Origin of the sequence: Ruminiclostridium cellobioparum subsp. termitidis CT1112, assembly GCF_000350485.1 — a bacterium.
GTDB lineage: Bacteria > Bacillota > Clostridia > Acetivibrionales > DSM-1351 > Ruminiclostridium > Ruminiclostridium termitidis.
This window is the reverse complement of sequence record NZ_AORV01000021.1, coordinates 249,111-273,343: the sequence shown is the minus strand read 5'-3', so window position 1 is coordinate 273,343 and position 24,233 is coordinate 249,111. Positions and strand designations below refer to the sequence as shown.

The following is a 24,233-nucleotide window of genomic DNA, read 5'->3' as shown; positions in this document are numbered from 1 at the left end:
AGTTTGTTTACATTTTTGATATAAGTTTTCTTCTTTACGTCTTTTATGTTAAAATTAATTTATATGTTGATTACCTATTGAATGATCTCTGGAGGTAGGCTTGAATTTAATTGCTTTTGAAGATTTAAAAAATAAATCCATCAGATATGTCAAGGGAGTTGGAGAATCCAGACTGTCACTTTTTGAGAAGCTTGACATCAGATCGGTATATGATCTTCTGACCTATTATCCCAGGGATTATGAAGACAGGAGCAGGATAAAAAACATAGCCGATCTTGAACATGGGGAAGTCTGCTCTTTTGAGGGTACGGTGGTTTCAAATGTAAGTGAGGCCAGGCCAAGAAGGGGTATGGTGATATCGAAAGTTTCGGTGCGGGACAGTACCGGTAAAATAACTGCGGTATGGTTTAACCAGCAATATGTTAAAAATTCACTTGCAGTGGGTTCAAATTATATTTTTTATGGGAAAGCCGACAGAAAATTAAACAAGCTTCAGATTGTAAACCCGGTATTTGAATTGGCTGGCAGCGACGATATGAAGAAGAGCCTGAAAATATTTCCAGTATATCCTTCCACTAAAAATCTGGGACAGAATGTAATAAGAGTTATTATGCAGGAAACACTAAAAACTCTTGACGGCACACAAATGGAGGACATGCTGCCCGGGAATGTAAGAAAAAAGTACAACCTTTCCGGATTTGTTGAATGCATAAAGCAGATACATTTTCCCGAATCCTTTGCACAAAAGGAAGAGGCCAGATACAGACTGGTTTTTGAAGAGCTTTTCATGCTCCAGCTTGGTCTGCTCAATTACAAAAGCCTTGCGGCCGATTCCGGTTTTGGCATACGCTTTCACAAACCTCCTGAAATGGATTCTTTCCTGCAAGCACTGCCTTTTGAGCTGACTGCTGCACAGAAAAGAGTTCTGTATGAAGTTGAAAAGGACATGGAAAGCGAAAATGTAATGAACAGACTTGTACAGGGGGACGTGGGTTCAGGTAAGACAATAATTGCCGTGCTGGCCCTGTTCAAGGCTGTGAAATGCGGATACCAGGGCGCACTGATGGTGCCCACCGAAATTTTGGCTGAACAGCATTTTAAATCTATAAAACCTTTATTTGAGCAGTATAATATCTCTGTAGAGCTCCTGTCCAGCAGTCAGCCAAAGAAGCAAAAGCAATGGGTTTTTGAGGGCTTGAGTGAGGGCAGAATAGATGTGGTTATCGGAACACATGCCCTGATAGAGGCTGCGGTACAATTTCAAAAACTGGGGCTGGTAGTGACTGACGAACAGCACCGGTTCGGTGTCCGCCAGAGAACCATACTGGCCGAAAAGGGTCAGAATCCGGATGTTCTGGTCATGACTGCCACTCCTATACCGCGGACACTGGCGCTAATACTTTATGGGGATCTGGACATTTCCATAATAGACCAGCTGCCTCCGGGCAGAAAGCCCATTAAGACTTATACGGTGAATGAGGCTATGAGAGAACGTATAAATAAATTTATAAGGGAAAAGGTTATGGAGGGCCGACAGGTATACATTGTCTGTCCGCTGGTTGAGGAATCCGAGGAAATAGAGGCAAAATCGGCTGTTATTACAGCAGAGGAAATAAGCAATAATGTTTTTAAAGATCTGAAAGTGGGGATAATACACGGCAAAATGAAAGCTGCAGAAAAGGAAGCCATTATGAAGAGCTTTGTTGCCGGCGAAATCAGTATCCTGGTATCCACTACCATAATCGAAGTGGGGGTGAATGTGCCCAATGCCACGCTCATGGTAATAGAAAATGCCGAAAGATTCGGACTGGCACAGCTGCACCAGTTGAGGGGAAGAGTGGGCAGGGGAGCCGAACAATCCTACTGTGTTCTTTTTAATCAGTCAAAATCCCAGGTTTCACGTGAACGTATGAAAATAATGTCACAATCCAATGACGGTTTTGTAATTTCTGAAAAGGATCTCGAAATCAGGGGGCCCGGTGATTTTTTCGGAACAAAGCAGCACGGCCTGCCTGAGTTGAAAATTGCAAACCTGTACAGGGATATTGAAGTACTGAAACTTGCCCAGGAAAGTGCCAAAGAACTGCTGGAGATTGATCCGGGACTTAAAGGGAATAAAAAGCTGAAGGGATATCTGTCCAATTACTTTGGAGAAAAAGTAACACTATCATAAACAAAACCACATGCCGACAGGGGGGATAATCATTCTCAGAGTTGTAGCAGGAAGCGCTAAAGGCTTGAAACTTCAGACTCTTGAAGGTGCGGGCACCAGACCTACCACAGACAGGGTAAAGGAAAATCTTTTTAATATACTGGCACCCTATATTGAGAATTCAAAAGTACTGGATCTGTTTGCAGGCTCAGGCAGCCTTGGAATAGAAGCCCTGAGCAGAGGGGCGGAAAGTGCCGTATTCACGGACCAGAATGAAAAATGTATTCAGATAATTGAAAAAAATCTTGAACATACTAAAATGACTGAAAAAGCCGGGGTTTTTTTGGGAGAAGCGGCATTAATATTAAAAAAACTCTCCCAACACGGACAAAAATTTGATATAATTTTCCTAGATCCACCGTACAAAAAGGGAATCATACCTCAAATCCTGCAGCATTTGGAAGATTACGGTGTTTTAGATGAAAAATTTATTATTATCGCTGAAACAGATATATCGGATGAACTTCCGGAAAGTACCGGCTGCATGGTAATTTCAAAAGTACAGGTATACGGGAGTACGAAATTGACTTTTTATAAAAGAAACTAATAAAGGATGAATCGATGAATACATTTATATATCCAGGCAGTTTTGACCCGGTTACAAATGGACATATGGACATAATAGACAGGGCCTCAAAGATATGTGACAAATTAATAGTAGCTGTGCTGATCAGCCATAACAAACAACCTCTGTTTTCAATGGAGGAGAGGGTAAATTTACTGAAAAGGGCGGTCAGCCACTGCAAGAATGTGGAAATAGATTGTTTTTCGGGACTGCTTGTGGATTACGTGGCTCAAAAGAATGCAAATGTTATCATAAAAGGGCTCAGAGCTGTGTCTGATTTTGAGTACGAACTGCAAATGGCCCTGTTGAATCAAAAAATGGCACCGGATATTGAAACGCTTTTTATGATGTCAAATATTAATTTTTCTTTTTTAAGTTCCAGCATGGTCAAGGAACTGGCGAGATATGGCGGAAATATCAGGGGACTTGTTCCTGAATGTATAGAAGAGGATGTATTAAACAAGTTTAAAAAGTGATAAAGGATATAGATTTCATTACATTTTGTGGCCGCTATGCGGTTCAAAGCCATAATATGGCTTGGGAGGTCAACATGGAAATACTTACCATACTGGAAACATTGGAGGAACTGGTTGAAAGAAGTGCCAGCGTGCCTTTTTCCGGCAAGTGTCTCATAGACAGGGAAGAAGTTTTTGAAATAATAAAAGAGATGAGGATAAAGCTGCCTGATGATATCAAGCAGGCCAAATGGGTAAAGGAAGAGCGCCAGAGAATATTGCTGGAAGCACAGAAGGAAGCCAATAATATAATGAAGGACGCTGAGAACAAGATCGCATCCCTGGTTGATGAACATGAAATCACCAAAAAGGCTTATGAGCAGGCAAATGAGATAATTGCAGGTGCTCAGAAGAATGCAAGGGAGATACGGCTTGGAGCCAGGGAATATGCCGACAGTGTTCTGAACAAGGTTGAGGAAATACTGACTGATGCAACTGATGTTATCAGAACCAACAGGTCTGAGTTAAAATAAGCTTTTTTTTGATGATAAGCTGATTATACATATATATATTACTGTTATTATTATCATTATTAAGGCAGAAATACCAATGTATTGTATGGAGTCTGCAAATATATTTCCCCATCCTTTGGTAATATTACCTGAGCTGTTTGCAAAGACGGCCGATTCCCCGGGCAGCAGACTGCTGAAAAGGGAGTAGCCGATAAAAGTGTAAAAGCAGGAGATAACACCTTGAAGGGCTTTACCAAGCAGGTAGGGTTTAACTCTTATATCGGTTGTGCTTACAATACTCATAACCTGAGTGTGAACCGAAAAGCCCGCCCAGCCTATTATGAGACTGGCACAGCAAAGTTTCACCGCCAGAGCTGACGGCGAGTGGGTTATATAGCTGGCCCCGGTAGTTATCTCAAATATTCCGCACAGGAATCCTTCCACAGTTTTAGAGTCCAATCCCGCTAAACCGGCAAAATTCGGGAGCAGCCGGCCTATAGCTCCTATCAGCCCGCTTGAGAGCATTATATTTATCAAAACGGAAAAGAATATTATAAATCCGCCAATTGCCAATATAGTATATACCGAGTTTTTTATGCAATCACCGAAAAGCGTCCAGGGATTGGTTTGGGAATTCTTTAATTTCTTTAATTCAATTTTTATATTGTCCGGTATATTTACCTTTCGTTTATTAATAGATCCGGTTTGTCTTTTTTTATAATATCTGAAAATAAAACCCACTGTCAAACAAGCCGCGATATGGCTTATGTAAAGTAAATAGCCCAGCCTGGGCTGATTAAACATACCGACTCCCACAGCACCCATTATGAACAGCGGACCTGAATTATTTGTAAAGGTGAGAAGTCTTTCTGCCTCCAACCGTGTTATCATATCCTGTTTCCTGAGGTCTGCGGTAATGGAGGCCCCCACCGGGTAACCGCTGACGATTCCCATGGCCAGAGCAAAAGAACCGCAGCCCGGGACATTGAAGAGCGGACGCATTACCGGTTCCAGGATTACTCCGAAAAGACTGACAACTCCGGATTTGCTCAGGAGCTGGGTGGCTACAAAAAATGGGAATAAAGATGGAAAAACTATTTCAAGCCACAGCTTGATGCCTTTTGAAGCAGAACTTACAGCAGTTTTCGGAAATATAATAAGTGATAGGATAAAAAGGAAAGCCATTATGGGCAGCATGCTATTCTTCAAATAGGCAAAAACTGTTTTCTTATAACTTAAGAAAATAGTTGAAAGCAGAAATATGAACGATGACAGTAAAAACCAATTCAAGCAAGCCTCCTAAGCCGTTTCTCCGGCTATTCTTCCATTTGACCGGGAATTAAACCCGGACATTCTTATTACCTCTGCGCGTTTCAACGGGGCAGGAGCTCTGTGTTTGCCGCCCGAGACCCAAAGAGGTACCCGACACCAGTAGAGGCAAAGGGGTCCTGAAGGACACCATGGACATCTGTTGCCTCGTTATAAAATATATACTCCGGAGGATAAGAATATAACCAGAAGTTCATTAAAGCCATTTAAAGACGGCAAAAAACTGTGAAAGGGTTGAGGGTTAGATAATAGACAAATAAAAGAATGCCGGCTATTGCCAGCATTCCCCTGTATTCTAATTTATTATTATAAAACTTTTTGTGTCCATCCATAAGTGTCAGCAAGATCACCGCTTTGGATGCCTGTAATGGTTTCATATACTTTTGCAGCCACGGGTCCGATCTTTCCTTCGTTAACAGTGATGGAGGCGCCGTTCCAGTTGAATTCACCGATAGGTGAGATTACTGCTGCCGTTCCTGTTCCAAAAGCCTCATCCAGTTTACCAGAGGCATGTGCATCGTATAATTCCCGAATGGAAATCTTGCGTTCAGTAACAGGAATTCCTGATTTTCTCAACAATTCAATAGTTGACATTCTGGTGATTCCGGGAAGTATTGAACCTTCCAGGGCCGGAGTAATAACTTCTCCGTTTATTTTAAAGAATACATTCATTGTGCCGACTTCTTCAATATATTTCTTTTCAATACCGTCCAGCCAGAGAACCTGGGTATAACCGGCATGCTTTGCCTCTACCTGTGCTTTTAAGCTGGAAGCATAGTTTGCCACCGTTTTTGCATAGCCCAGACCACCCTTGACGGCACGTACATAGTTGCTTTCAACATAGATCTTTACAGGATTTATACCTTCCTTATAGTAAGCACCCACAGGGGAGAGAATTATAATGAATTTATAGGTGTCTGAAGGTCTTACTCCAAGATAAGGATCGGTAGCTATTATGAATGGGCGTATATAGAGCGAGGTTCCCGGAGCATCCGGTATCCAGTCTGCGTCAACCCTGACCAGTTCTTTAATGGCTTTTACACCAAAATCCACATCGATTCTGGGAATAACCAGACGGTCATTGGAGCTGTTTACTCTTTCCATATTCTTTTCAGGTCTGAATAATAATATTTCACCATTCTTTGTCTTATACGCTTTCAAACCTTCGAAAATAGCCTGACCATAATGCAGGACCATGCAGCTGGGGTCCAGTTCCAGAGGAGCATACGGGACTATTCTGGGATCGTGCCAGCCCTTTCCTTCGGTGTAATCCATGATGAACATATGGTCTGTAAAAAATTGTCCGAAGCCCAGATTATTTTTATCAGGTTTCTGTTTAGGATGCGATGTTTTTGTAATAGAAATATTCATTATTTATAATACTCCCTTCAAAGTATTTATTTTATAAAATGATTGTAGTACGCAGCAGTTAATATGCTGTTCCAAAGAAAGATGCAATCAAATTGGAAAATTACAAGTTTTATTATGCTACTTTTCAAAAAAAAAGTCTATAGAAAAAATTAATTTACCATAATACCTTGATAAAACATAGAAGTTTTGTTGAAACAATTATAAATATGTTATAAATTACAATATTGTGGTATATCATCAATGGGGACTTCATCTCCCGACGGTGGTATAACCGCTCTGGGTGCAATGCATGCTTGAATAACACCGGGGTTTATTTTATAATTAATTGCGTAAATAATCGTATATGGAGGGACACATGAATCAGGTCAATAATCAAAACAATATAAGAATGATAACAAGAACAGCAGTATTGCTGGCGGTTGTGGTAGTAGTTCAGATAGTGGGGAGAAGTCTGCCCAACAATAATTTTATAGTAGGTCCCCTGGTGAATATGTGTCTGCTGCTGGCTGCAATGACTGCAGGTATGGCCGGAGGCATCACAATAGCAATTCTTTCACCTTTTACTTCGCTTATCAACAATAATGCTCCAATTGCAGCAGCACTGCTGCCCTTTGCACCGGTTATAGCCTTAGCCAATATAATTTTTGTGCTTGCATTTTACCTGTTATACAATAAAAATAAATTCATAGGCCTGGGAGTTGGAGCCGTACTCAAATTTGGTGTACTTTTCCTGGGAATAAGAATATTCCTTAATATTTTTTCGTTTCCAAAGTTTACTCAAAAGCTCTTTGAGCTGTTCAGCTGGCCTCAGCTTTTAACAGCAGTCATAGGAGGGTTGGTAGCAATACCTGTGATTTACAGTGTAAGAAAGGCACTTAAAATCAGATAATCGAGATGAAAGCTTAGATGAAAATTTTATATGACCATCCAAATGTCAGAATACAACATAAACCATCCAAAATATAATTGGATGGTTTTAAATTTTAAAAATTGGGTGTTTTATAATGAAAAATAAATTATATAATATAATTGGATGATGCCAATTTGCAAATGGAGGACAATACCATATGGAAATCACTATAAATAGAGAGTCTAAAACGCCAATATACCTGCAAATAAAGAAGCAAATAGAAGCCATGATCAATTCAGGAAAGCTTCCTCCCAATTTCATTCTTCCGGCAGAGAGAGTGCTGGGCGGAAGACTTAAGATCAATAGGAGTACGGTCATCAAGGCATATATGGAACTCAAGGCAGAGGGGCTGGTAGAATCCAGGGTGGGAAGCGGAACAGTGGTTTTGGCGCCTTTCTCAAAGGACGGTATTCAGGAGAAAATGTACGTTCCGCCGCTCAGGTGGAATCAGCTGGAAAGCAGAAGAGTCAACAAATCGAATGAACAAACTATAAATAATATCCTGTCGGTATTTGAGAAGGAGAAGGTGATCTCCTTTGCTTCGGGAGTTGCCTCGGAGGACAGCTATGATATGGAACTGCTGCAAAGCATTCAGACCCGGCTGCTGGAAAAACACAGGGAAAAGGTTCTCATGCCCACACCTGTGGACGGCTGTTCCGAACTTAAGCATACAATAAGGTCCTATCTGCAGCAGAACGGGATTAATGCAGGTACAAAGCAAATAATGGTCACTTCGGGTTCCCAGCAGGCAGTTGAATTTTTGGCACGGCTGCTGATTGAGCCGGGAGATGTTGTACTGGTGGAGGAACCCACCTATATAGGCGCCATTCAGGCCTTTGAGAGCTATGATGCCCGGCTTATAGGCATACCAATGGATGAAGAGGGTATAAGGCTGGACATACTTGAGACCTGCCTTGTCAAATACAGACCGAAACTCATATACACACAGCCCACCTTCCACAATCCAACCGGTATGACCATGAGTCTGAACAGGAGAAAGGAGTTGCTGAAGCTCGCATACTATTACAATATTCCAATACTTGAAGATAACCCCTATGAAGAGCTTTATTACGAGGGAGAAAAGCTTCCTTCACTTAAAAGTCTGGACAATAATGATTATGTCATATACGTCAGTTCATTTTCAAAAACCATTTCCTTTAGTTTGAGAGTAGGTTATGTTGTTGCAGGTGAAAACATAATCAACAGGTTCATAAAGTTCAAGCAGATCACAGACATACAGACCAATACGCTTTCCCAGTATTTTGTACATGAGTTTGTAGCACATGGGTATCTGAAAAACCATCTTGAAAAAATCAGAAACAAATACAGGAAGAAGAGAGACCTTATGATAGCCCAACTCAATAAATGCAATGTTGAGGGGATGAGGATTTTTGTCCCGGGCGGGGGATATTTTATATGGCTTGAACTGCCCAACAACATCAGAATGAATGAACTGATCAAGCTGCTGGGAGATAAGGGGATAATAGTGATGCCGGGGGATGTCTTTTATCCAAAGTACAATATAGAAAGCAACTTCATAAGGTTGAATTTTTCCTATCCCAAAGAACAGGATATAGAGGATGGGATAGAAAAACTGCTTGACTGTATAGTTAAATGCTCAAACAGCAATGTCAAGGTCGGGCATCCTGTAGAAACAGTATTAAATCCATATTTGTAATGCACTATAAAACTTTGGTCATTTTATTATAATTTGTGCTGCCAGAATGCAGCAAACGGAGGTTGTTATGTTTGCAAGGAGAACTGAGTTTTTAAAGGCATCGGAGGTCAGGGAACTGCTGAAACTTTCCGATTCGGATGAGATCATATCCTTTGGAGGAGGACTGCCGGCTGAAGAATCTTTTCCGGTGGGAGAAATGCGTGAAATATGCAATCAAATATTGGAGGAAAGCGGTGTAAAGTCCATGCAATATGCAATATCCGAGGGACATGCCGGCCTCCGGAATATTATCGTAAAGCTGATGGAGGAAAAGGGAATACACACAAGCCCCGACGACATACTTATAACCTCCGGTTCTCAGCAAGGACTTGATCTGACTGCCAAAGCTTTTTTGGACGAAGGGGATACCATACTCTGTGAAAGTCCCACATATTTGTCTGCCATTAATGCATTCAAGCCTTTCTATCCCAGATTTGCCGAGATTGATATGGATGAGGAGGGACTTGTTCCGGAAGACCTTATAAGAAAAATTGAATCAAACAGCAGAATAAAATTTTTATATACCGTACCTGATTATCAGAATCCAACCGGAAGACGCCTGAGCCTGGAGAGAAGAAAAGAAATAGCAGAGATTGCAAACAAGTATAAACTTATAATAATTGAAGATAGTCCATATAGTGAACTCTGTTTTGACAACAGGAAACTTCCCCCTTTAAAAAGCTTTGATACCCAGGGAAGAGTAATATATGTCAGCACGTTTTCAAAGACGGTTTGTCCTGGCTACAGGATCGGATGGGTATGTGCTCCGCAGGAGATTATCAATAAATATGTACTTTTCAAGCAGGGGACGGATATTCATACAAATTTCTTCGCTCAAATGCAAATTGCCCGCTACTATGAGAAATACGATATAAAGGAACACTTAAAGAGCAATATAGAAATTTATAAAAGCAGAAGGGATACAATGCTGGATACCATTGAAAGGACCTTTCCCAAGGAGGTGGAGTATACAAGGCCTGAAGGCGGAATGTTCCTGTGGGTTACATTGCCTGAAAGCATCAATACCAAGGAACTTTTGGTAAAGTCCTTGAAAAGAGGGGTGGCTTTTGTTCAGGGAAGTGCATTTTTCCCCAACGGCGGGCACGAAAATACAATGAGGTTGAATTTTTCAGGCGTCAGGGAGGATAAGATCAGGAAGGGCATCAGCATCCTGGGAGAAATACTGAAAGAAGAAATTGATAAATAAAGACTTTACCATAATAATTACCTGTCATTGCATCCCGCTAAAATCAGCTATTGTAAACATGTTAACCCCGGATTCATACCATATATTAAGTAAACTAAAAAAGACGAGGTTAATATTATGATATATCTGGACAATGCCGCTACATCCTTTCCAAAACCTGAAAATGTCTATACGTCAATGGAGAAATGCATTAAAACCTACTGTGCCAATCCCGGGAGAGGGAGCCATTCCATGTCTGTCCAAAGTTCATTGGAGGTAAATAACACCCGTGAAAAATTGGCTTCGCTGCTTAAAACAAACGATTCTTTAAACATATGTTTTACAAAAAATGCCACCGAAGCTTTGAATATGGCCATTCTGGGATGCCTGAAAGAAGGTGACCATGTCATAACAACATGCATGGAGCATAATTCTGTGCTGAGGCCTCTGAAAACTCTGGAAAAATATAACGGCATAAAGCTGACTATAGTTGAGGGTGACGGGGTGGGAAGAATAGATCCCTTTATAATAAAGAGACATATAAATAAGAAAACCAGACTTATAGCATGTACCCTTTCGTCAAATGTAAACGGAATTATTATGCCTGTCCGGGAAATAAGCAAAATAGCAGAAAGCAAAGGTATATTATTCCTGTTGGACGCATCCCAGGGCTTGGGCAGCATAGATATTGATCTTGGAAGGATATACACAAGCATGCTTGCCTTTCCCGGACATAAAGGCCTGCTGGGGCCCCAGGGGACAGGGGGCTTGTATGTCTCGTCGGGAGTCCGGCTGAACCCCTTGATGAGCGGCGGGACAGGGAGTAAATCGGAATATTTGCTGCAGCCTGATATAATGCCTGACAGATTTGAAAGCGGGACTCTTAATACTCCGGGTATAGTCGGATTGGGCGCAGGTGTTGAGTTCGTACTTAAAACAGGTTTATCCGAAATAAAGAGGAAAAAGGATACGCTGATAAAGAGGCTGAATGACGGCCTTTCACAAAATAGAAGCATTAAATTGTATAATCCTCAAGACGTTAATGAAAATTCGGGGATTGTGGCTTTTAATGTCAAGGATACCGATTCGTCCGAGATCTGTGCACTTCTGGATAAAAGATATTCAATAGAATGCAGATCCGGACTGCACTGTGCCCCTCTTGCCCATAAGCATTTTAATACAAATAAGACAGGTATGATCAGATTGAGTGTGGGATATTTTAATACAATGGATGAAATTGATAATACAATTTTGGCAATTAATCGTATAATATACGATGTGGCTAATAAATATTAAGTAAATTGATTAGGATATTAAAAATATTAATAAGTTAATTAAATATTTTTAAATTACTTGTAGACAAATATATCATCCGGGTGTATAATTTACCTATATTAATCTTGGAGGTAAAAAAATGGACAATAAATTTAAAAAACTGATAACCGTTATCGTTATGATCTTTTTATTTATAATTGCATTGAGAATTGTTGGCTGGGTACTCAGTCTGATTTTACCTGTTGCAATTATCGGTGTGATTGGCTACATTGTTTTCAGACTCATAAACAAAGGCAGTGCCCGAAAATATTAATGATGTTGTACTTTCACTTAAATATTTTAGATAAGACAGTCGTTATTGGAAATCAGTAGGGGCTGTTTTTTTCAGTGCCTGATAATTAAAAGCGGCTTTGGCACTTTTGATTTTATGCCGATATATAATGTGAGACCCATATATTTTCATAACTGGTGAGGAGGTGGCACTATGAAAATTGACAGAGTATCAAAAGTATATCCGGTATCAAGAATTTTAAAAACCGACAGCTTGATACACCAAAAGAGCCAGGAAAAGGAGAAGGAGGACAGAGATTTTGAAAAAGCCCTGTTGTTGAAAAAAAGAGATAAGGCGTCTGGAACCAACAAACAGAGCCAAAAACATGAAAGCCAGTAATAAAAACCCAGATCCTTTGTAAAAGTGATATATAAATTCACTTATAATGGATTATTATGAGGCGAAATTTGCTATTTTATCTTTACATTGAAAATTTGATATGTTATAATGATTGAGCGTTATCGGGATGTAGCTCAGTTTGGCTAGAGTGCTTGCTTGGGGTGCAAGAGGTCGCGTGTTCAAGTCACGTCATTCCGACCAAAAGACATATCTTCCGTCAAGGGGAGGTATGTCTTTTTCTGTGTTCCAAAGGGTGGTATAATGTACAGGAATTTGTCTGTCTGTATCAAACTGTGGATTTTTTATATAATCGGCATGTGAATAGTAAATTGGAGGTAGTTATGATTCGGCTTCAAAAAATTGATTCAAAAAATCTATGGAAGGTGGTTGGCCTTTCTGTAAAAGAGCAGCAGAAGGGGTTTGTGGCAACAAATACCCAAAGCCTTCTGGAAGCATATGTTACAGTCACTTCAGGGAAAACAGCGCTGCCGTTTGCTATCTATAGCGATGAGGAATTGGTGGGATTTGTTATGTTCGGGTATGATACCATTGATGCTGCTGATGAGCCGGCAATCGCCCCAGGAAATTATTGCATCTGGCGGTTTATGATTGACCAAAAATACCAGGGAAATGGTTTTGGTAAAGCAGCACTTGCCAAGGCCATTGAGTATTTGCGCGCTAAGCCATGCGGCCCGGCACAATACTGCTGGCTTTCTTATGAACCTGAAAATATTGCAGCCAGAGCTTTATACACCTCTATGGGATTTTCAGAAAACGGCGAAACAGACGGAGAGGAAATCGTCTCTGTGTTGAAGTTGTAATTAAATACCTTGCGTACAAGATGCTCATGATGCCCGCAGCCAGAATTTCAATTTGGCGAAAGCCATGGCAATACTTTGATAGCTTAGAAAAACCATTATCACAAACATAACAAAAAAGAATGGGTTGCAAACTTGAACCCATTCTTTTTTATTGTTATTATTTTAATTTCTGTTCCCTGATTTTTTTAAAATACTTTCTTGTTTCAACAGCTACAACACCGCTGAGGGCTATAAGAGCAATCAAATTTGGAAATGCCATCATTCCGTTGAATATATCGGAAATATTCCAAACAATCTCAATTGTCATAAAGGGACCGGCAAATACGGCTATGATGTATATCCAGCGGTAGACTTTCACTGTTTTCATATTTCCGTTTGTAAGATATTCCATGCAGCGTTCAGCGTAGTAGTTCCAGCCTATGATAGTGGTGAATGCGAAAAAAACCAGGCTTATCATAAGTATGAAGGAACCCAGGGAGGGAGCGAAGCTGAAACCTGACCGGAAGGCATTTTGTGTCACTGCCGCACCTTTTAGACCTATATTCCAGGAGCCGGTAGTAATAATACAAATACCTGTCATGGTACAAATTATTATTGTGTCCACAAATGTACCTGTCATGGATACAAGGCCCTGACGTACCGGTTCATGGGTCTTTGCGGCAGCGGCTGCGATGGGCGCACTTCCCAGACCTGATTCATTTGAGAAGATACCGCGCGCAATACCCTTTTGCATGGCCACAAGCATTGCGCCCAGCGCTCCGCCGCCTATGGCACGCAAACCGAAAGCTCCTTCGAATACTTCGACAATGGCAGCGGGTATGGCTTTATAATTTGCAAATACAACTATCAATGTGGCTATTACATAAATAATAGCCATAAATGGTACGATTACTTCCGATACGCTTGCTATCCTCTTTAAGCCTCCGATTATGACCAGACCTGCGCAGAGAGTCACAACAATTGCAGTTATTACTACTGTCCAGGAATAGTCCCTTCCCAAAAGGGAAACGGTCCATTCGTTATTTTTGTCAAAATAATTATGAACAGCATCTGATATACCATTGATCTGTACGAAGGTTCCAATACCCATGAGTCCTGCAGCAGCCCCGAAGAAGGCAAAAGCTTTTGCAAGCCATTTCCAGCGTCTGCCCATGCCGTTTTCTATGTAGTAGAAAGGTCCGCCCAAAACGTGACCGTCACTGTCAACTGTGCGGTATTTTATGGCAAGGAGTCCTTCGGCATATTTTGTAGCCATACCAAAAAAGGCTGCGATCCACATCCAGAAAAGTGCTCCCGGACCGCCCGCAACAATTGCGGTGGCAACACCCACGATATTGCCGGTTCCGATGGTGGCCGACAGAGCGGTACATAAGGCTCCGAAGCTGGATACTTCTCCTGTTCCGCCTTCTTCATTTTTAACCATGTACTTTAATGCACGGGGGAGATGTCTTACCTGTAACAGGCCGGTACGGACTGTCATTAAAATTCCTACCAATAAAACCAGGATTATGAGGGGGAGCCCCCATACAATACCATCAAACCAGGTTACAAAACTATTGATTTGTTCTAACATAAATTTTTGACCAATCCCTTCTTGAATTTTTGAAAATCAAAAAAGCCAAAACATTTTGTTTTGGCCCTCAAAAGAGAAAGACATCAAGCTGAAAAGCTCTGTCCTTTTGCCTGAGAGACCGGAAAAGCCACACTTTTCCTTGCACCTTCGGCGCCCAATAGCTGGGACTCTCCAGAGAGCAGTTTGATAAATAGATAAATTTATTTTAGCGGAATAAATTTATAAATTGATAAAACTCGCAATAATTAATTTAACATAATATACATTGGAGGGCAAAAGTTTTTTTTGCCAGCTGATAAATTTGGCGATACAACCAAATAGAAAGCATGATTTTAGTGAATAATATCCAAAAGTACAGGAGATTCTTCCGGCTGATGTTTACTGGAATTAAACAATTAATTTGATGCCAGAAATTCAAAATAGTATAATTACAATTAGCAATTATACTACTAGCAATTATACCATTTTGCTTAAGGGGAAATCTTATGCTCAAGAATGCTTTTGCCGTGGGCTGCGGCGGATTCATAGGTGCAGCTGCAAGATACTTGTTTTCTGTTTTTGTGAATAGAATTAATACGGGCAATTTTCCGATATCAACATTAATTATTAATATATTGGGCTCGTTTTTAATAGGGTTCTTGACCCAGCTTTTTTCCAGTCTGTATCCGAGCAATAAAAAACTGCTTCTTTTTTTGACAACCGGGATTTTAGGAGGATTTACAACCTTCTCAACTTTCAGTCTGGAGACGGTGAATCTATATCAAAGCGGAAATATGCTCTATGCCGCATTAAATATAATTTTTAGCATTGTTTTTTGCATTTCAGGTGCATTCCTGGGAAAAATGCTGGCTGGAATTATTGCAAACGCGTAATTTATCAGTGCTTACAACATTTCTACGGCAGTGCCCAAAATTTTGCCTGCAGAGTCGTTGATTACAATATCCGCTTTGGAATCATAAGGTGTCGGGCTTTTATTAATCAATACGAGCTTACTTCCCTGGAAGTAAGTTATCAGGCCGGCGGCCGGATAAACTACCAGTGAAGTACCGCCTATTATCATGACATCGGCCTGTTTTATGGCACTGACGGCACCATTTACGACACTGTCCTCCAGGGCCTCTTCATACAGGACGACATCAGGTTTTATAATGCTACCGCAGACAGTACAGAGGGGGATGTCCTCCGAACCGACTATATATTCCAGCCCGTAAAACTTGTTGCAGTTCATGCAAAAATTGCGATGGATTGAACCGTGCAGTTCATAAACTTTTTTACTTCCTGCAAGCTGGTGAAGTCCGTCAATATTTTGAGTAATAACTGCTTTGAGTTTTCCTTTTTCCTCCAGAATCGCAAGTGCCTTGTGCCCAGGGTTGGGGGACGCATTTTTGAAAATCATTTTCTCTTTATAGTATTTGAAAAACTCAGCTGTGTGAGATACAAAAAAGCTATGGGAGAGCATGGTTTCAGGAGGGTATTCAAACCCCAGGGCTGTCTTGTAAAGGCCGTTTTCCGAACGGAAATCGGCTATTCCCGATTCGGTGCTCATACCTGCACCTCCGAAAAAGACAATATTATTGCTGCCCTTTAAAATTTCGGATAACTGTTTTACATCCACAAAATCATCTCCATATACTTATTAATATACTTACCATTGATAAAGTAATTATTTCATATTCCAGGAAAAATAGCACGCTTTAATCGAATTTTCTAAAAGGCTATTAAAAGGCGAACAAATGTTCTTGAAATTATCATGTATATATTGTATAATAATAGTTGTAATAATTGTAATAATTGGCAGAATCAATCCAATAAGAAATGAGAGAGCCGGAAATAATGTTCAGTGATTTATATATTAGCGGATTAAAATTGCAAAAGAATACCGGATGTCAGGATTCATATGTTTTTGAGCTTCCAAGTTTAAAGAATGTGGAACAACTGTCCTTTAACAAAAAAGTCACTTTTTTCATCGGTGAAAACGGTTCGGGAAAATCCACTCTTCTTGAGGCAATTGCCATAAATATGGGCTTTAATGCCGAAGGAGGGACGATGAATTTTAATTTTGCATCCCAGGAAACTCATTCGGCGCTTTATAAAAGCATGACTTTGGTCAAAGGTGTTAAGCGGCCTAAAGACGGCTTTTTTCTCAGGGCGGAGAGTTTTTACAATGTTGCAACTGAAATTGACAGATTGGATAAGACTGGATTCAATCCTTTTATACATGTATACGGCGGCAAATCCCTTCATAATCAATCCCATGGAGAAAGCTTCATGGCACTTGTCCAAAACAGGTTTAAGGGAAAGGGCCTTTATATTCTGGATGAGCCGGAAGCTGCCCTGTCACCCACAAGACAGCTGTCCTTACTGGTCCATATAAATGAATTGGCAAAGGATAATTCACAATTTATTATTGCAACACATTCACCCATATTGCTGGCATATCCCGACTCCGATATTTTGATGCTGGATGACGGAGGGATAACAAAAACTCTTTATAAAGAAACGGAACACTACAATATAACCAGGCAATTTTTAAATAATCCCGAAAAAATGCTGGAATATTTATTTAATGAAATATGAAACTAAAAAGCTTCAAGTCTTCTTTGTTTTCTTAATTCACACCGCTTTTTGCCCGCCTCCCATTCCAGCTTTTCCTCCTCGGTTTCCAGGGTCACACCCGGAACCTGGACAGGATGGTCATTTTCATCCAATGCCACAAGGACAAGGTAGGCACGGTTTATCATATACCGCATTCCATCCAGTTTTTCAACATAAGTGGATACCCGAACCTCCATGGAGGTTCTCCCCACATAAGTAATCTGTCCTACGAGGAAGATTGTGCTGTTAACATAAGCAGCAGCCTTGAATTGCAGATTATCTATTGAAGCGGTAGTTACATTACAGCCGGAATGCCTTCTGGCTACCACAGCGGCAACAATATCAATCCATTCCATAAGTCTGCCTCCGAAAAGCCGGTTAAAGCCATTAATATGCTCGGGCATGATTATTTGTATTTGTTCTGTTTTAGAATCAGAAACTTTTTTATATATTTTTTTGTCCATCCTAACCTCCTAGTTGAGCATTTTCACGTATGTTATATTAATCAACCAGCTGGCAATACAGCTGTTTTATATATAAGCATATACTAATTTCTTGTAGATTTATACCCGGTTTCAATCAAAATAATCTCTTAGTTGCCTGGAGCAGGAAAAAAATAATGGTATTCACGGCTTTTTTTCTGATTTGACGAACCAGGAATAATTATCTATAATATTTAAAAATTATATTTGTAACATATATTTATAAAAGGCTTATTTATATATAGAGAGTAAATATACGAATGGAGTTCCAAATTGAAATTTACTAGATTTGTTTTAACAATTGTATTACCACTGCTGATGTTTTTATTTTTGGCTGTTAATGTTCTGAACAATAATATTCAGGCCTTTGATGCTTATGTTTATTCAATGGTTTCCAAAATCATATCCGGAAAAATGACCATTTTTATGAAATTCATTACTTTTCTGGCTTCACAACAGTTTCTAGGTATAATTTGTGCACTAGTATTCCTGAGCATCTTTACAAAAAAGCAAAAGTATTCCTTCTATGCTGCAATGGCAATTATAAATATATCTCTAAGTTCAATAATCAATGTGGGATTAAAATGGTTAATCAACAGAAACCGGCCGGATATTTTAAAACTGGTTGAGGTAACCGGGCTTAGTTTTCCAAGCGGACATTCGATGGCAGCAATTAGTTTCTACGGGTTTATAATTTATCTGTGCAGCAGATTCTATAAAGGTAAATATAAAAATCTGATTATTTTTCCGATTGTCATATTGATTGCTCTTGTGGGTTTGAGCCGGATATACCTGGGCGTTCACTATTCCAGTGATGTTTTGGGAGGTTTTTCCCTTGGGGTGCTTTGGCTTGGGGTATTTACCCTAATAATAGAAAAAGCACAGGAAAAACATGTATGAATTACCTGTAAATAAAAAAATATGCAGTGGAGAAAATAAGGTAAAATACTATTTTGAGGTGATGGCATGAAACGTATTTTACCTTGTTTATTATGTGTCAGCTTGTTATTTAACGTTTTTTTTGCAGTTAATAAAGTTAATGAAAGCAGACAGGTCATGCAGCAAAATAATTTGCTTGCACAAGCAGATGGAAATCAAATTCAGGTTATAGCAAAGAGACCATATATCAAAAGGGGTGAAGTAGGAGTTTTGGCATTAAGATGCACTCCCAACAACAATTGCAGGATTATATGCAGCTATAGGATAAGAGGCCAGGATTTTACAACCACACGAAACATAGTTGCAGGTAATGACGGTAGTGTTCTCTGTACCTGGAAAGTCGACAAAAATACCGATACAGGCACCTACCAGATTGAAGTGGTCAGCGGAGGAAGCCGGCTTGTTACAAACTATGTTGTTCAATAGGAAAACGGAAAATGGCTGTCTCATAATAAAATGATGAAATTCATGTATTGCATTCATTTTAGTCTGGAGACAGCCTCTTTTGTGCCTGAAAATAGTATGATAAAATAAGCAAGTACAGTATGTTTACTTCAAGAAACTGCAATTATACCGTTTATTTAAATATAATAACTGGTATTTGTGAAAGAAGGAAGCCAAAATGAAATATGTAGATCTGTCACAACCAATATATACAGGTATGCCGGTATACCCCGGAGATAGTGCTGTTGTACTTAAACATGATAAAGTTTACAGCAGGGATCACTACAACAACCACAGACTTGAGACGGGAATGCATGCGGGAACCCATATTGACGGAAGGATGCATATGCTTGATGTTGACGAGTATATCGGAAATATGCCCCTTGAGCAATTCAGCGGAAGAGGGGGGATAATACATTCTGAAAATGAGAGTGTTATTTCATTGAAACCCGGTTATCAGGAAATAATTGAAGGAAAAGATATAATCCTGTTTCATACCGGAATGGACAGATTTTATGGAAGTGAAAAATACTATAATGATCATCCTGTTCTGGACATATCAATCTGTAAATGTCTTGCAGCCAATAATATAAAGTTGGTCGGAGTTGATATGCCTTCTCCTGACAGGCTTCCCTTTGAAATTCATAAATTCCTGCTTCAAAATAATATTTTTATATTAGAAAATCTGACAAATCTTGATTTAATATCTGAAGCCGATGTATTCGAAGTATTTGCATTTCCCTTGAAAATCAATGCCGATTCCAGTATGGTAAGAGCAATAGCAAGAATTGACATTTAAACAGGAGAAAAAATAAAAATAAGGGTTGACAATACAATACTTAGCTCTTATAATATAAAAGTGTTCGGGAAACACCAATGCTCCAAACGCTTGAAAATGCGCCATTAGCTCAGTTGGTAGAGCACCTGACTCTTAATCAGGGTGTCCCCGGTTCGAACCCGTGATGGCGCACCAGAAGACTTCTACAAAAAGTAGAAGTTTTTTTATTGTCTAATAAAGTATTAATAAATAAAAGTATTAGTTTGCTGTCAGAATTGTAACATTGCATGAAGAGTAATGATATATTTAAGAAAATATTAACAAAAATGGTCAACCCCTATTGTGAGGGAGCAACATATTGGTTAAAATAGTTCTATAAAGTTACATAAAAGTTACAAGAAAGTTACATGAATGTTTTATCAGTTTGAATAAAGAAAAAATCTTATGGATGAAAAATGGTGGAATAATGCCGAATTTTAAACATAATGCCGTACAAATGGATGAGATAATTAATAAGACCATTAAGGCTCTTGATTCGGGTAAGATGGAAATAATTGAGATCGCAGAAAATTCCAGAAAAGAATGTTCGCGTCTTAAAGAAGAACTTGAAAGCCTGAAGATGCAAGTGGCTAGCAGCATTAACGAAATTGAGAATCTTGAATTTGCATTGAAGACAAGTAAGAAAAAGCTGTCCGACGTAAACAGGGATTTTAAGAAATACAGCCAGGAAGATCTGGCAAAAGCCTATCAGTCGGCAGACGATTTGAGAGTCAAGCTTGCTGTAAAACGGGAACAGGAAAGCTTTTTGATAAAGAGACGCAATGACCTTGAAATAAGGATCAGGGATTCGTTAAAGACCCTTGAAAGAGCCGACAATCTTATCGGACATGTGGGTATAGCGCTGGAATACCTGAGCAGCGATTTGAAGGGCGTGGGTGAGCAGCTGGATAATCTGCAGCAGAAACAATTACTCGGACTGAGAATAATCGAAGCTCAGGAGGAGGAGAGAAAGCGTGTTGCCAGGGAAATCCACGACGGGCCTGCACAGTCAATATCCAATGCTGTAATAAAGGCAGAGATATGTGAAAGGTTATTGGATAAAAATATTACAGAGTCCAAAACTGAACTGCAAAACCTTAAAAAGGTCATGAGAGATAGCTTGCAGGAGGTACGGAAAATCATATATAACCTGAGACCTATGGCACTTGATGATCTGGGGCTATTGCCAACTTTAGAAAGATATGTTATTTCTTTTAAGGAGACGACTGGAATAAATGTAACATTCAAGTGCAGAGGAATAGATGAAGAAATAAAGCCGGTTATCTCACTTACGGTTTTCAGAATTGTACAGGAAGCGCTGAATAATGTGCTCAAGCATTCCAAATCAAAGACAGCATGTGTTGCCTTGGAGAAAATCGACAAGAAACTCAGTATCATCATATTTGACAGCGGTGTGGGTTTTGATACCAAAACCATACGCATGACTAACTCGGATTTGTCCGGAGGATTTGGTCTTTTTAGCATGAAGGAGAGAGTTGCCCTGCTTGAAGGAGAATTTAACGTAGTGTCCGAAGAACAGAAAGGTACAAGAATAAACATACAAATACCACTCATTGATGAAGGGGAGGCACTCGTAAATGAACAAGATTAAAGTAATGATTGCAGATGATCATGCCATGGTTAGGCAGGGATTAAAAACAATTCTTGAGCTGGAGGAGGATATATGTGTTGTAGCACAGGCTTCTAACGGCGGTGAGGCAGTGGATCTCGCAAAATCACTCAAGCCGGATATTATTTTAATGGACATAAACATGCCTGTATTAAACGGGCTGCAGGCCATTAAAATGTTGAAGGAAGGAAATGACCGCTTTAAAATAATTGTTTTAACACTGCATCAGGATAGGGAGTATTTGTTTAAAACACTGCAAATGGGCTGTGAGGGCTACGTATTGAAAGATGCCGAGTCATCTGTACTGATTGAGGCCATAAGAAGTGTATTCCATGACCAGACCTTTATCCAGCCCAATATGACCAGCGAACTGGTCAAGGAATTCAACAGAGTTACACTGTATGAGCATGACAGGTCCTTGACCAACAATTTGACCACCAGAGAAATAGAGGTTTTAAAGCTCATAGCCGAAGGCATGATAAATAAGGAAATCGCAAAAAACCTTTACATAAGCGAAAAGACAGTCAAGAATCATATATCCAACATATTTAAAAAGCTTGATGTAAACGACCGGACCCAAGCCGCCATTTATGCATTCAAACACAACATCAAGGCCTGATTTGATAATCCCGGCCGGGGAATTTATTAAATTAAAGCATTAATAAATGTATTGACATTTGTACAATTTACATAGTATTATATTAATAATTTGAATAAAAAACTGCTGAGAACGGGAAAAGTAGACTGTTAAAAATCCAAAGAGAGCTATCGTACGGTGAGAGATGGTGATTTTGAAAAGTTGAAGCTCGCCCGGGAGCATTCCGGCTGAATAGTCAGGCCGGAACGGTCTTCACCGTTATAAGATTAAAGAGAATTCAATAAGCCAATTACACTATTGGTTGAATTAATTTGAGTGGTACCGCGGAACATGCTTTTCGTCTCATTTCTGAGATGAAGAGCTTTTTTATTGCTTTAATTTATCTGATTTAGACATTTATAATTTTGGGAGGTGCTTATATGGAAAAGCTTATTGAAATAACAGTTGGCGGAATGCTTGAGGAAATGGCAGGAAAATACCCCGACCACGAGTGCCTTTTATACTCTGATCGCCCCTTTAGAAAAACGTACTCGGAATTCAATTCCATATGCAACAGCGTTGCAAAAAGCTTTATGAAAATGGGTGTTAAAAAAGGTGATCATGTAGCCATGTGGGCCACAAATGTTCCGGAATGGCTGATTACGCTTTTTGCTACGGCGAAAATCGGCGCTGTTCTGGTTACTGTAAACACAAATTACAAGATTTTCGAGCTGGAATACCTGCTCAAGCAATCGGACAGCAATACTCTGGTTTTAATCGACGGCTTTAAGGATTCCAATTATATTCAGATACTAAATGAGCTATGTCCTGAGATAAAGGATTCAAAACCCGGGGAGCTCAATATTGAAAAGCTTCCTTTCCTGAAAAATGTTATCAGCGTCAGTGAAAACAAATACCCTGGAATGTTCGGCTGGTCTGATATGTTAGACATGGGAAGTGATATTCCAGATGATGAGCTCTATGCCATAAGCAGCTCCCTTGATTGCCATGATGTTATCAATATGCAGTACACCTCCGGAACTACAGGCTTCCCTAAAGGTGTCATGCTGACACACTACAACATAATTAATAATGGGAAGTGTATCGGTGACTGCATGCATTTTACCCACCAGGACAGATTGTGCATTCCGGTTCCGTTTTTCCACTGCTTTGGTCTTGTACTTGCCGTAATGGCCTGCGTTACCCACGGAACCACAATGATACCCCTTGAATACTATCAGCCTCTAAAGGTAATGCAGACGGTACAGGAGGAAAAATGCACCGCTGTGTATGGTGTACCCACCATGTTTATAGGCATACTTGAACACCCTGAATTTAATAATTATGACTATTCATCACTGAGAACAGGTATCATGTCAGGTTCCCCGTGTCCTGTAAAATACATGGAACTGGTGGTTGACAAAATGAATATGAAAGATATCACCATTCCTTACGGACAGACTGAAGCTTCGCCCGTTTGCACCCAGACCAGAATAGGGGACAGCCTGGAACGCAGAGTTGCCACTGTGGGCCGTTCGCTTCCATTTATCGAGTGCAAGATAGTGGACCCCGAAACAGGCAGGGATTTGCCTGACGGAGTACCCGGAGAGTTTGTTGCAAGAGGTTATAATGTTATGAAGGGATATTACAAAATGCCCGAAGCCACAGCCCAGGCCATTGACCCCGACGGCTGGCTACATACCGGTGACCTTGCCGTCAGGGATGAGCATGGTTATTACAAAATCACCGGAAGAATCAAGGACATGATAATAAGAGGCGGAGAAAATATTTATCCGAAGGAAATCGAGGAATTTTTGTATACGCTGCCTGAAATAAAGGATGTCCAGGTAATCGGTGTCCCCTCCAGAGCTTACGGTGAAGAAATAATGGCCTGCGTTGTTTTGAAGGAAGGCTGTACCATGACCGAAGATGATGTTAAGAATGCAGTGAGGTCACATATGGCAAGGCATAAGACTCCAAAATATGTGAGCTTTGTCGACAGTTTCCCGATGACTGCAAGCGGAAAGATACAGAAGTACAAAATGCGTGAAAATGCCATAGTTCAGCTTGGCCTGCAGGATGAAGCCGGTATTGAAACGGCTTGATAATTGTATTGATAATTGCATTTATAATTACTTTTCAGTTGATTTTAA

The 24,233-nt window shown here is 40.0% G+C and carries 24 protein-coding genes, 2 tRNA genes, 1 riboswitch and 1 other annotated feature; of the genes, 21 read left to right on the top strand and 5 right to left on the bottom strand.

From position 1 onward, the window contains the following. Positions 1-100 precede the first annotated feature (100 nt). From recG to CTER_RS05690, 4 genes are all read left to right on the top strand, one after another. Positions 101-2,173, top strand: coding sequence for an ATP-dependent DNA helicase RecG (gene recG / locus CTER_RS05705; protein ID WP_004624259.1), 2,073 nt, complete (start codon positions 101-103; stop codon positions 2,171-2,173). Positions 2,174-2,183: 10 nt separating this feature from the next. Further along, a complete protein-coding gene (rsmD, locus tag CTER_RS05700) occupies positions 2,184-2,759 on the top strand; it encodes a 16S rRNA (guanine(966)-N(2))-methyltransferase RsmD (protein WP_004624178.1) in 576 nt (191 codons plus the stop codon). 14 nt (positions 2,760-2,773) lie between these two features. Further along, positions 2,774-3,253, top strand: coding sequence for a pantetheine-phosphate adenylyltransferase (coaD, locus tag CTER_RS05695; RefSeq protein ID WP_004624007.1), 480 nt, complete (start codon positions 2,774-2,776; stop codon positions 3,251-3,253). Between the two features lie 74 nt (positions 3,254-3,327). Beyond that, on the top strand, positions 3,328-3,765 hold the full coding sequence (locus CTER_RS05690) for a hypothetical protein (protein ID WP_004624051.1): 438 nt from the start codon (positions 3,328-3,330) through the stop codon (positions 3,763-3,765). Here CTER_RS05690 and ylbJ read toward each other — a convergent pair. Then, entirely contained in the window at positions 3,757-5,034 is a 1,278-nt protein-coding gene (gene ylbJ, locus CTER_RS05685; protein WP_004624233.1) for a sporulation integral membrane protein YlbJ, read from the bottom strand. The genes CTER_RS05690 and ylbJ overlap by 9 nt on opposite strands. A 345-nt stretch (positions 5,035-5,379) precedes the next feature. Beyond that, positions 5,380-6,444, bottom strand: coding sequence for a branched-chain amino acid aminotransferase (locus tag CTER_RS05680; protein WP_004624308.1), 1,065 nt, complete (start codon positions 6,442-6,444; stop codon positions 5,380-5,382). 355 nt (positions 6,445-6,799) lie between these two features. On the opposite strand from CTER_RS05680, the gene CTER_RS05675 reads away from it, so the two are divergent. The 8 genes from CTER_RS05675 to CTER_RS05645 all read left to right on the top strand — a co-directional run bounded on the left by CTER_RS05675 (position 6,800) and on the right by CTER_RS05645 (position 13,023). Next, positions 6,800-7,333, top strand: a complete 534-nt coding sequence (locus tag CTER_RS05675; RefSeq protein ID WP_004624093.1) for an ECF transporter S component — start codon at positions 6,800-6,802, stop codon at positions 7,331-7,333. A 178-nt stretch (positions 7,334-7,511) separates the two neighbouring features. Next, entirely contained in the window at positions 7,512-9,032 is a 1,521-nt protein-coding gene (pdxR, locus tag CTER_RS05670) for a MocR-like pyridoxine biosynthesis transcription factor PdxR (RefSeq protein WP_004624235.1), read from the top strand. Between the two features lie 67 nt (positions 9,033-9,099). After that, positions 9,100-10,278 carry an aminotransferase-like domain-containing protein gene (locus CTER_RS05665; protein ID WP_004624030.1) on the top strand — a complete coding sequence of 393 codons (1,179 nt, stop codon included), beginning with the start codon at positions 9,100-9,102 and terminating at the stop codon, positions 10,276-10,278. Between the two features lie 117 nt (positions 10,279-10,395). Then, positions 10,396-11,553 (top strand): aminotransferase class V-fold PLP-dependent enzyme, encoded by a 1,158-nt coding sequence (locus tag CTER_RS05660; protein WP_004624204.1) that lies wholly within the window; start codon positions 10,396-10,398, stop codon positions 11,551-11,553. 118 nt (positions 11,554-11,671) lie between these two features. Then, positions 11,672-11,845: a hypothetical protein gene (locus tag CTER_RS28215; protein WP_004624186.1), complete on the top strand. Its 174-nt coding sequence runs from the start codon at positions 11,672-11,674 to the stop codon at positions 11,843-11,845. A 171-nt stretch (positions 11,846-12,016) separates the two neighbouring features. Beyond that, a complete protein-coding gene (locus CTER_RS05655) occupies positions 12,017-12,202 on the top strand; it encodes a hypothetical protein (protein ID WP_004624128.1) in 186 nt (61 codons plus the stop codon). Between the two features lie 123 nt (positions 12,203-12,325). Beyond that, a tRNA-Pro gene (locus CTER_RS05650) sits at positions 12,326-12,403 on the top strand. Positions 12,404-12,543: 140 nt separating this feature from the next. Continuing rightward, positions 12,544-13,023, top strand: coding sequence for a GNAT family N-acetyltransferase (locus tag CTER_RS05645; RefSeq protein WP_004624109.1), 480 nt, complete (start codon positions 12,544-12,546; stop codon positions 13,021-13,023). Between the two features lie 157 nt (positions 13,024-13,180). Here the strand turns inward: CTER_RS05645 and CTER_RS05640 are convergent, their stop codons facing one another. Then, the gene (locus CTER_RS05640; RefSeq protein ID WP_004624287.1) at positions 13,181-14,596 is read right to left on the bottom strand and encodes an alanine/glycine:cation symporter family protein; all 1,416 of its coding nucleotides are present in this window, start codon (positions 14,594-14,596) and stop codon (positions 13,181-13,183) included. An 88-nt stretch (positions 14,597-14,684) separates the two neighbouring features. Next, positions 14,685-14,781: riboswitch (glycine riboswitch) on the bottom strand. Between the two features lie 300 nt (positions 14,782-15,081). On the opposite strand from CTER_RS05640, the gene crcB reads away from it, so the two are divergent. Then, positions 15,082-15,468, top strand: coding sequence for a fluoride efflux transporter CrcB (gene crcB / locus CTER_RS05635; protein ID WP_004624137.1), 387 nt, complete (start codon positions 15,082-15,084; stop codon positions 15,466-15,468). Between the two features lie 11 nt (positions 15,469-15,479). Here the strand turns inward: crcB and CTER_RS05630 are convergent, their stop codons facing one another. Beyond that, positions 15,480-16,211 carry an NAD-dependent protein deacylase gene (locus tag CTER_RS05630; RefSeq protein WP_004624213.1) on the bottom strand — a complete coding sequence of 244 codons (732 nt, stop codon included), beginning with the start codon at positions 16,209-16,211 and terminating at the stop codon, positions 15,480-15,482. A gap of 218 nt (positions 16,212-16,429) precedes the next feature. Here CTER_RS05630 and CTER_RS05625 point away from each other — a divergent pair, with 218 nt between their 5' ends. Then, on the top strand, positions 16,430-17,173 hold the full coding sequence (locus CTER_RS05625; RefSeq protein WP_004624099.1) for an AAA family ATPase: 744 nt from the start codon (positions 16,430-16,432) through the stop codon (positions 17,171-17,173). Between the two features lie 2 nt (positions 17,174-17,175). Here CTER_RS05625 and CTER_RS05620 read toward each other — a convergent pair whose 3' ends face one another. Further along, entirely contained in the window at positions 17,176-17,655 is a 480-nt protein-coding gene (locus CTER_RS05620) for an acyl-CoA thioesterase (protein ID WP_004624202.1), read from the bottom strand. 291 nt (positions 17,656-17,946) lie between these two features. Between CTER_RS05620 and CTER_RS05615 the strand changes: the two genes are divergently transcribed. From CTER_RS05615 to CTER_RS05585, 7 genes are all read left to right on the top strand, one after another. After that, on the top strand, positions 17,947-18,573 hold the full coding sequence (locus CTER_RS05615) for a phosphatase PAP2 family protein (protein ID WP_004624307.1): 627 nt from the start codon (positions 17,947-17,949) through the stop codon (positions 18,571-18,573). A 156-nt stretch (positions 18,574-18,729) separates the two neighbouring features. Continuing rightward, positions 18,730-19,038, top strand: coding sequence for a hypothetical protein (locus CTER_RS05610; protein WP_242834933.1), 309 nt, complete (start codon positions 18,730-18,732; stop codon positions 19,036-19,038). A 196-nt stretch (positions 19,039-19,234) separates the two neighbouring features. Then, positions 19,235-19,855: a cyclase family protein gene (locus tag CTER_RS05605; RefSeq protein WP_004624098.1), complete on the top strand. Its 621-nt coding sequence runs from the start codon at positions 19,235-19,237 to the stop codon at positions 19,853-19,855. Between the two features lie 98 nt (positions 19,856-19,953). After that, positions 19,954-20,029, top strand: a tRNA-Lys gene (locus CTER_RS05600). A gap of 271 nt (positions 20,030-20,300) precedes the next feature. Next, entirely contained in the window at positions 20,301-21,485 is a 1,185-nt protein-coding gene (locus CTER_RS05595; RefSeq protein ID WP_004623996.1) for a sensor histidine kinase, read from the top strand. Further along, positions 21,472-22,122 (top strand): response regulator, encoded by a 651-nt coding sequence (locus CTER_RS05590; RefSeq protein WP_004624251.1) that lies wholly within the window; start codon positions 21,472-21,474, stop codon positions 22,120-22,122. The genes CTER_RS05595 and CTER_RS05590 overlap by 14 nt, the downstream gene beginning before the upstream one ends. Before the next feature lie 98 nt (positions 22,123-22,220). Further along, positions 22,221-22,449: a binding site (T-box leader), on the top strand. Between the two features lie 71 nt (positions 22,450-22,520). Next, a complete protein-coding gene (locus tag CTER_RS05585; protein WP_004624086.1) occupies positions 22,521-24,185 on the top strand; it encodes an AMP-binding protein in 1,665 nt (554 codons plus the stop codon). Positions 24,186-24,233: the final 48 nt, after the last annotated feature.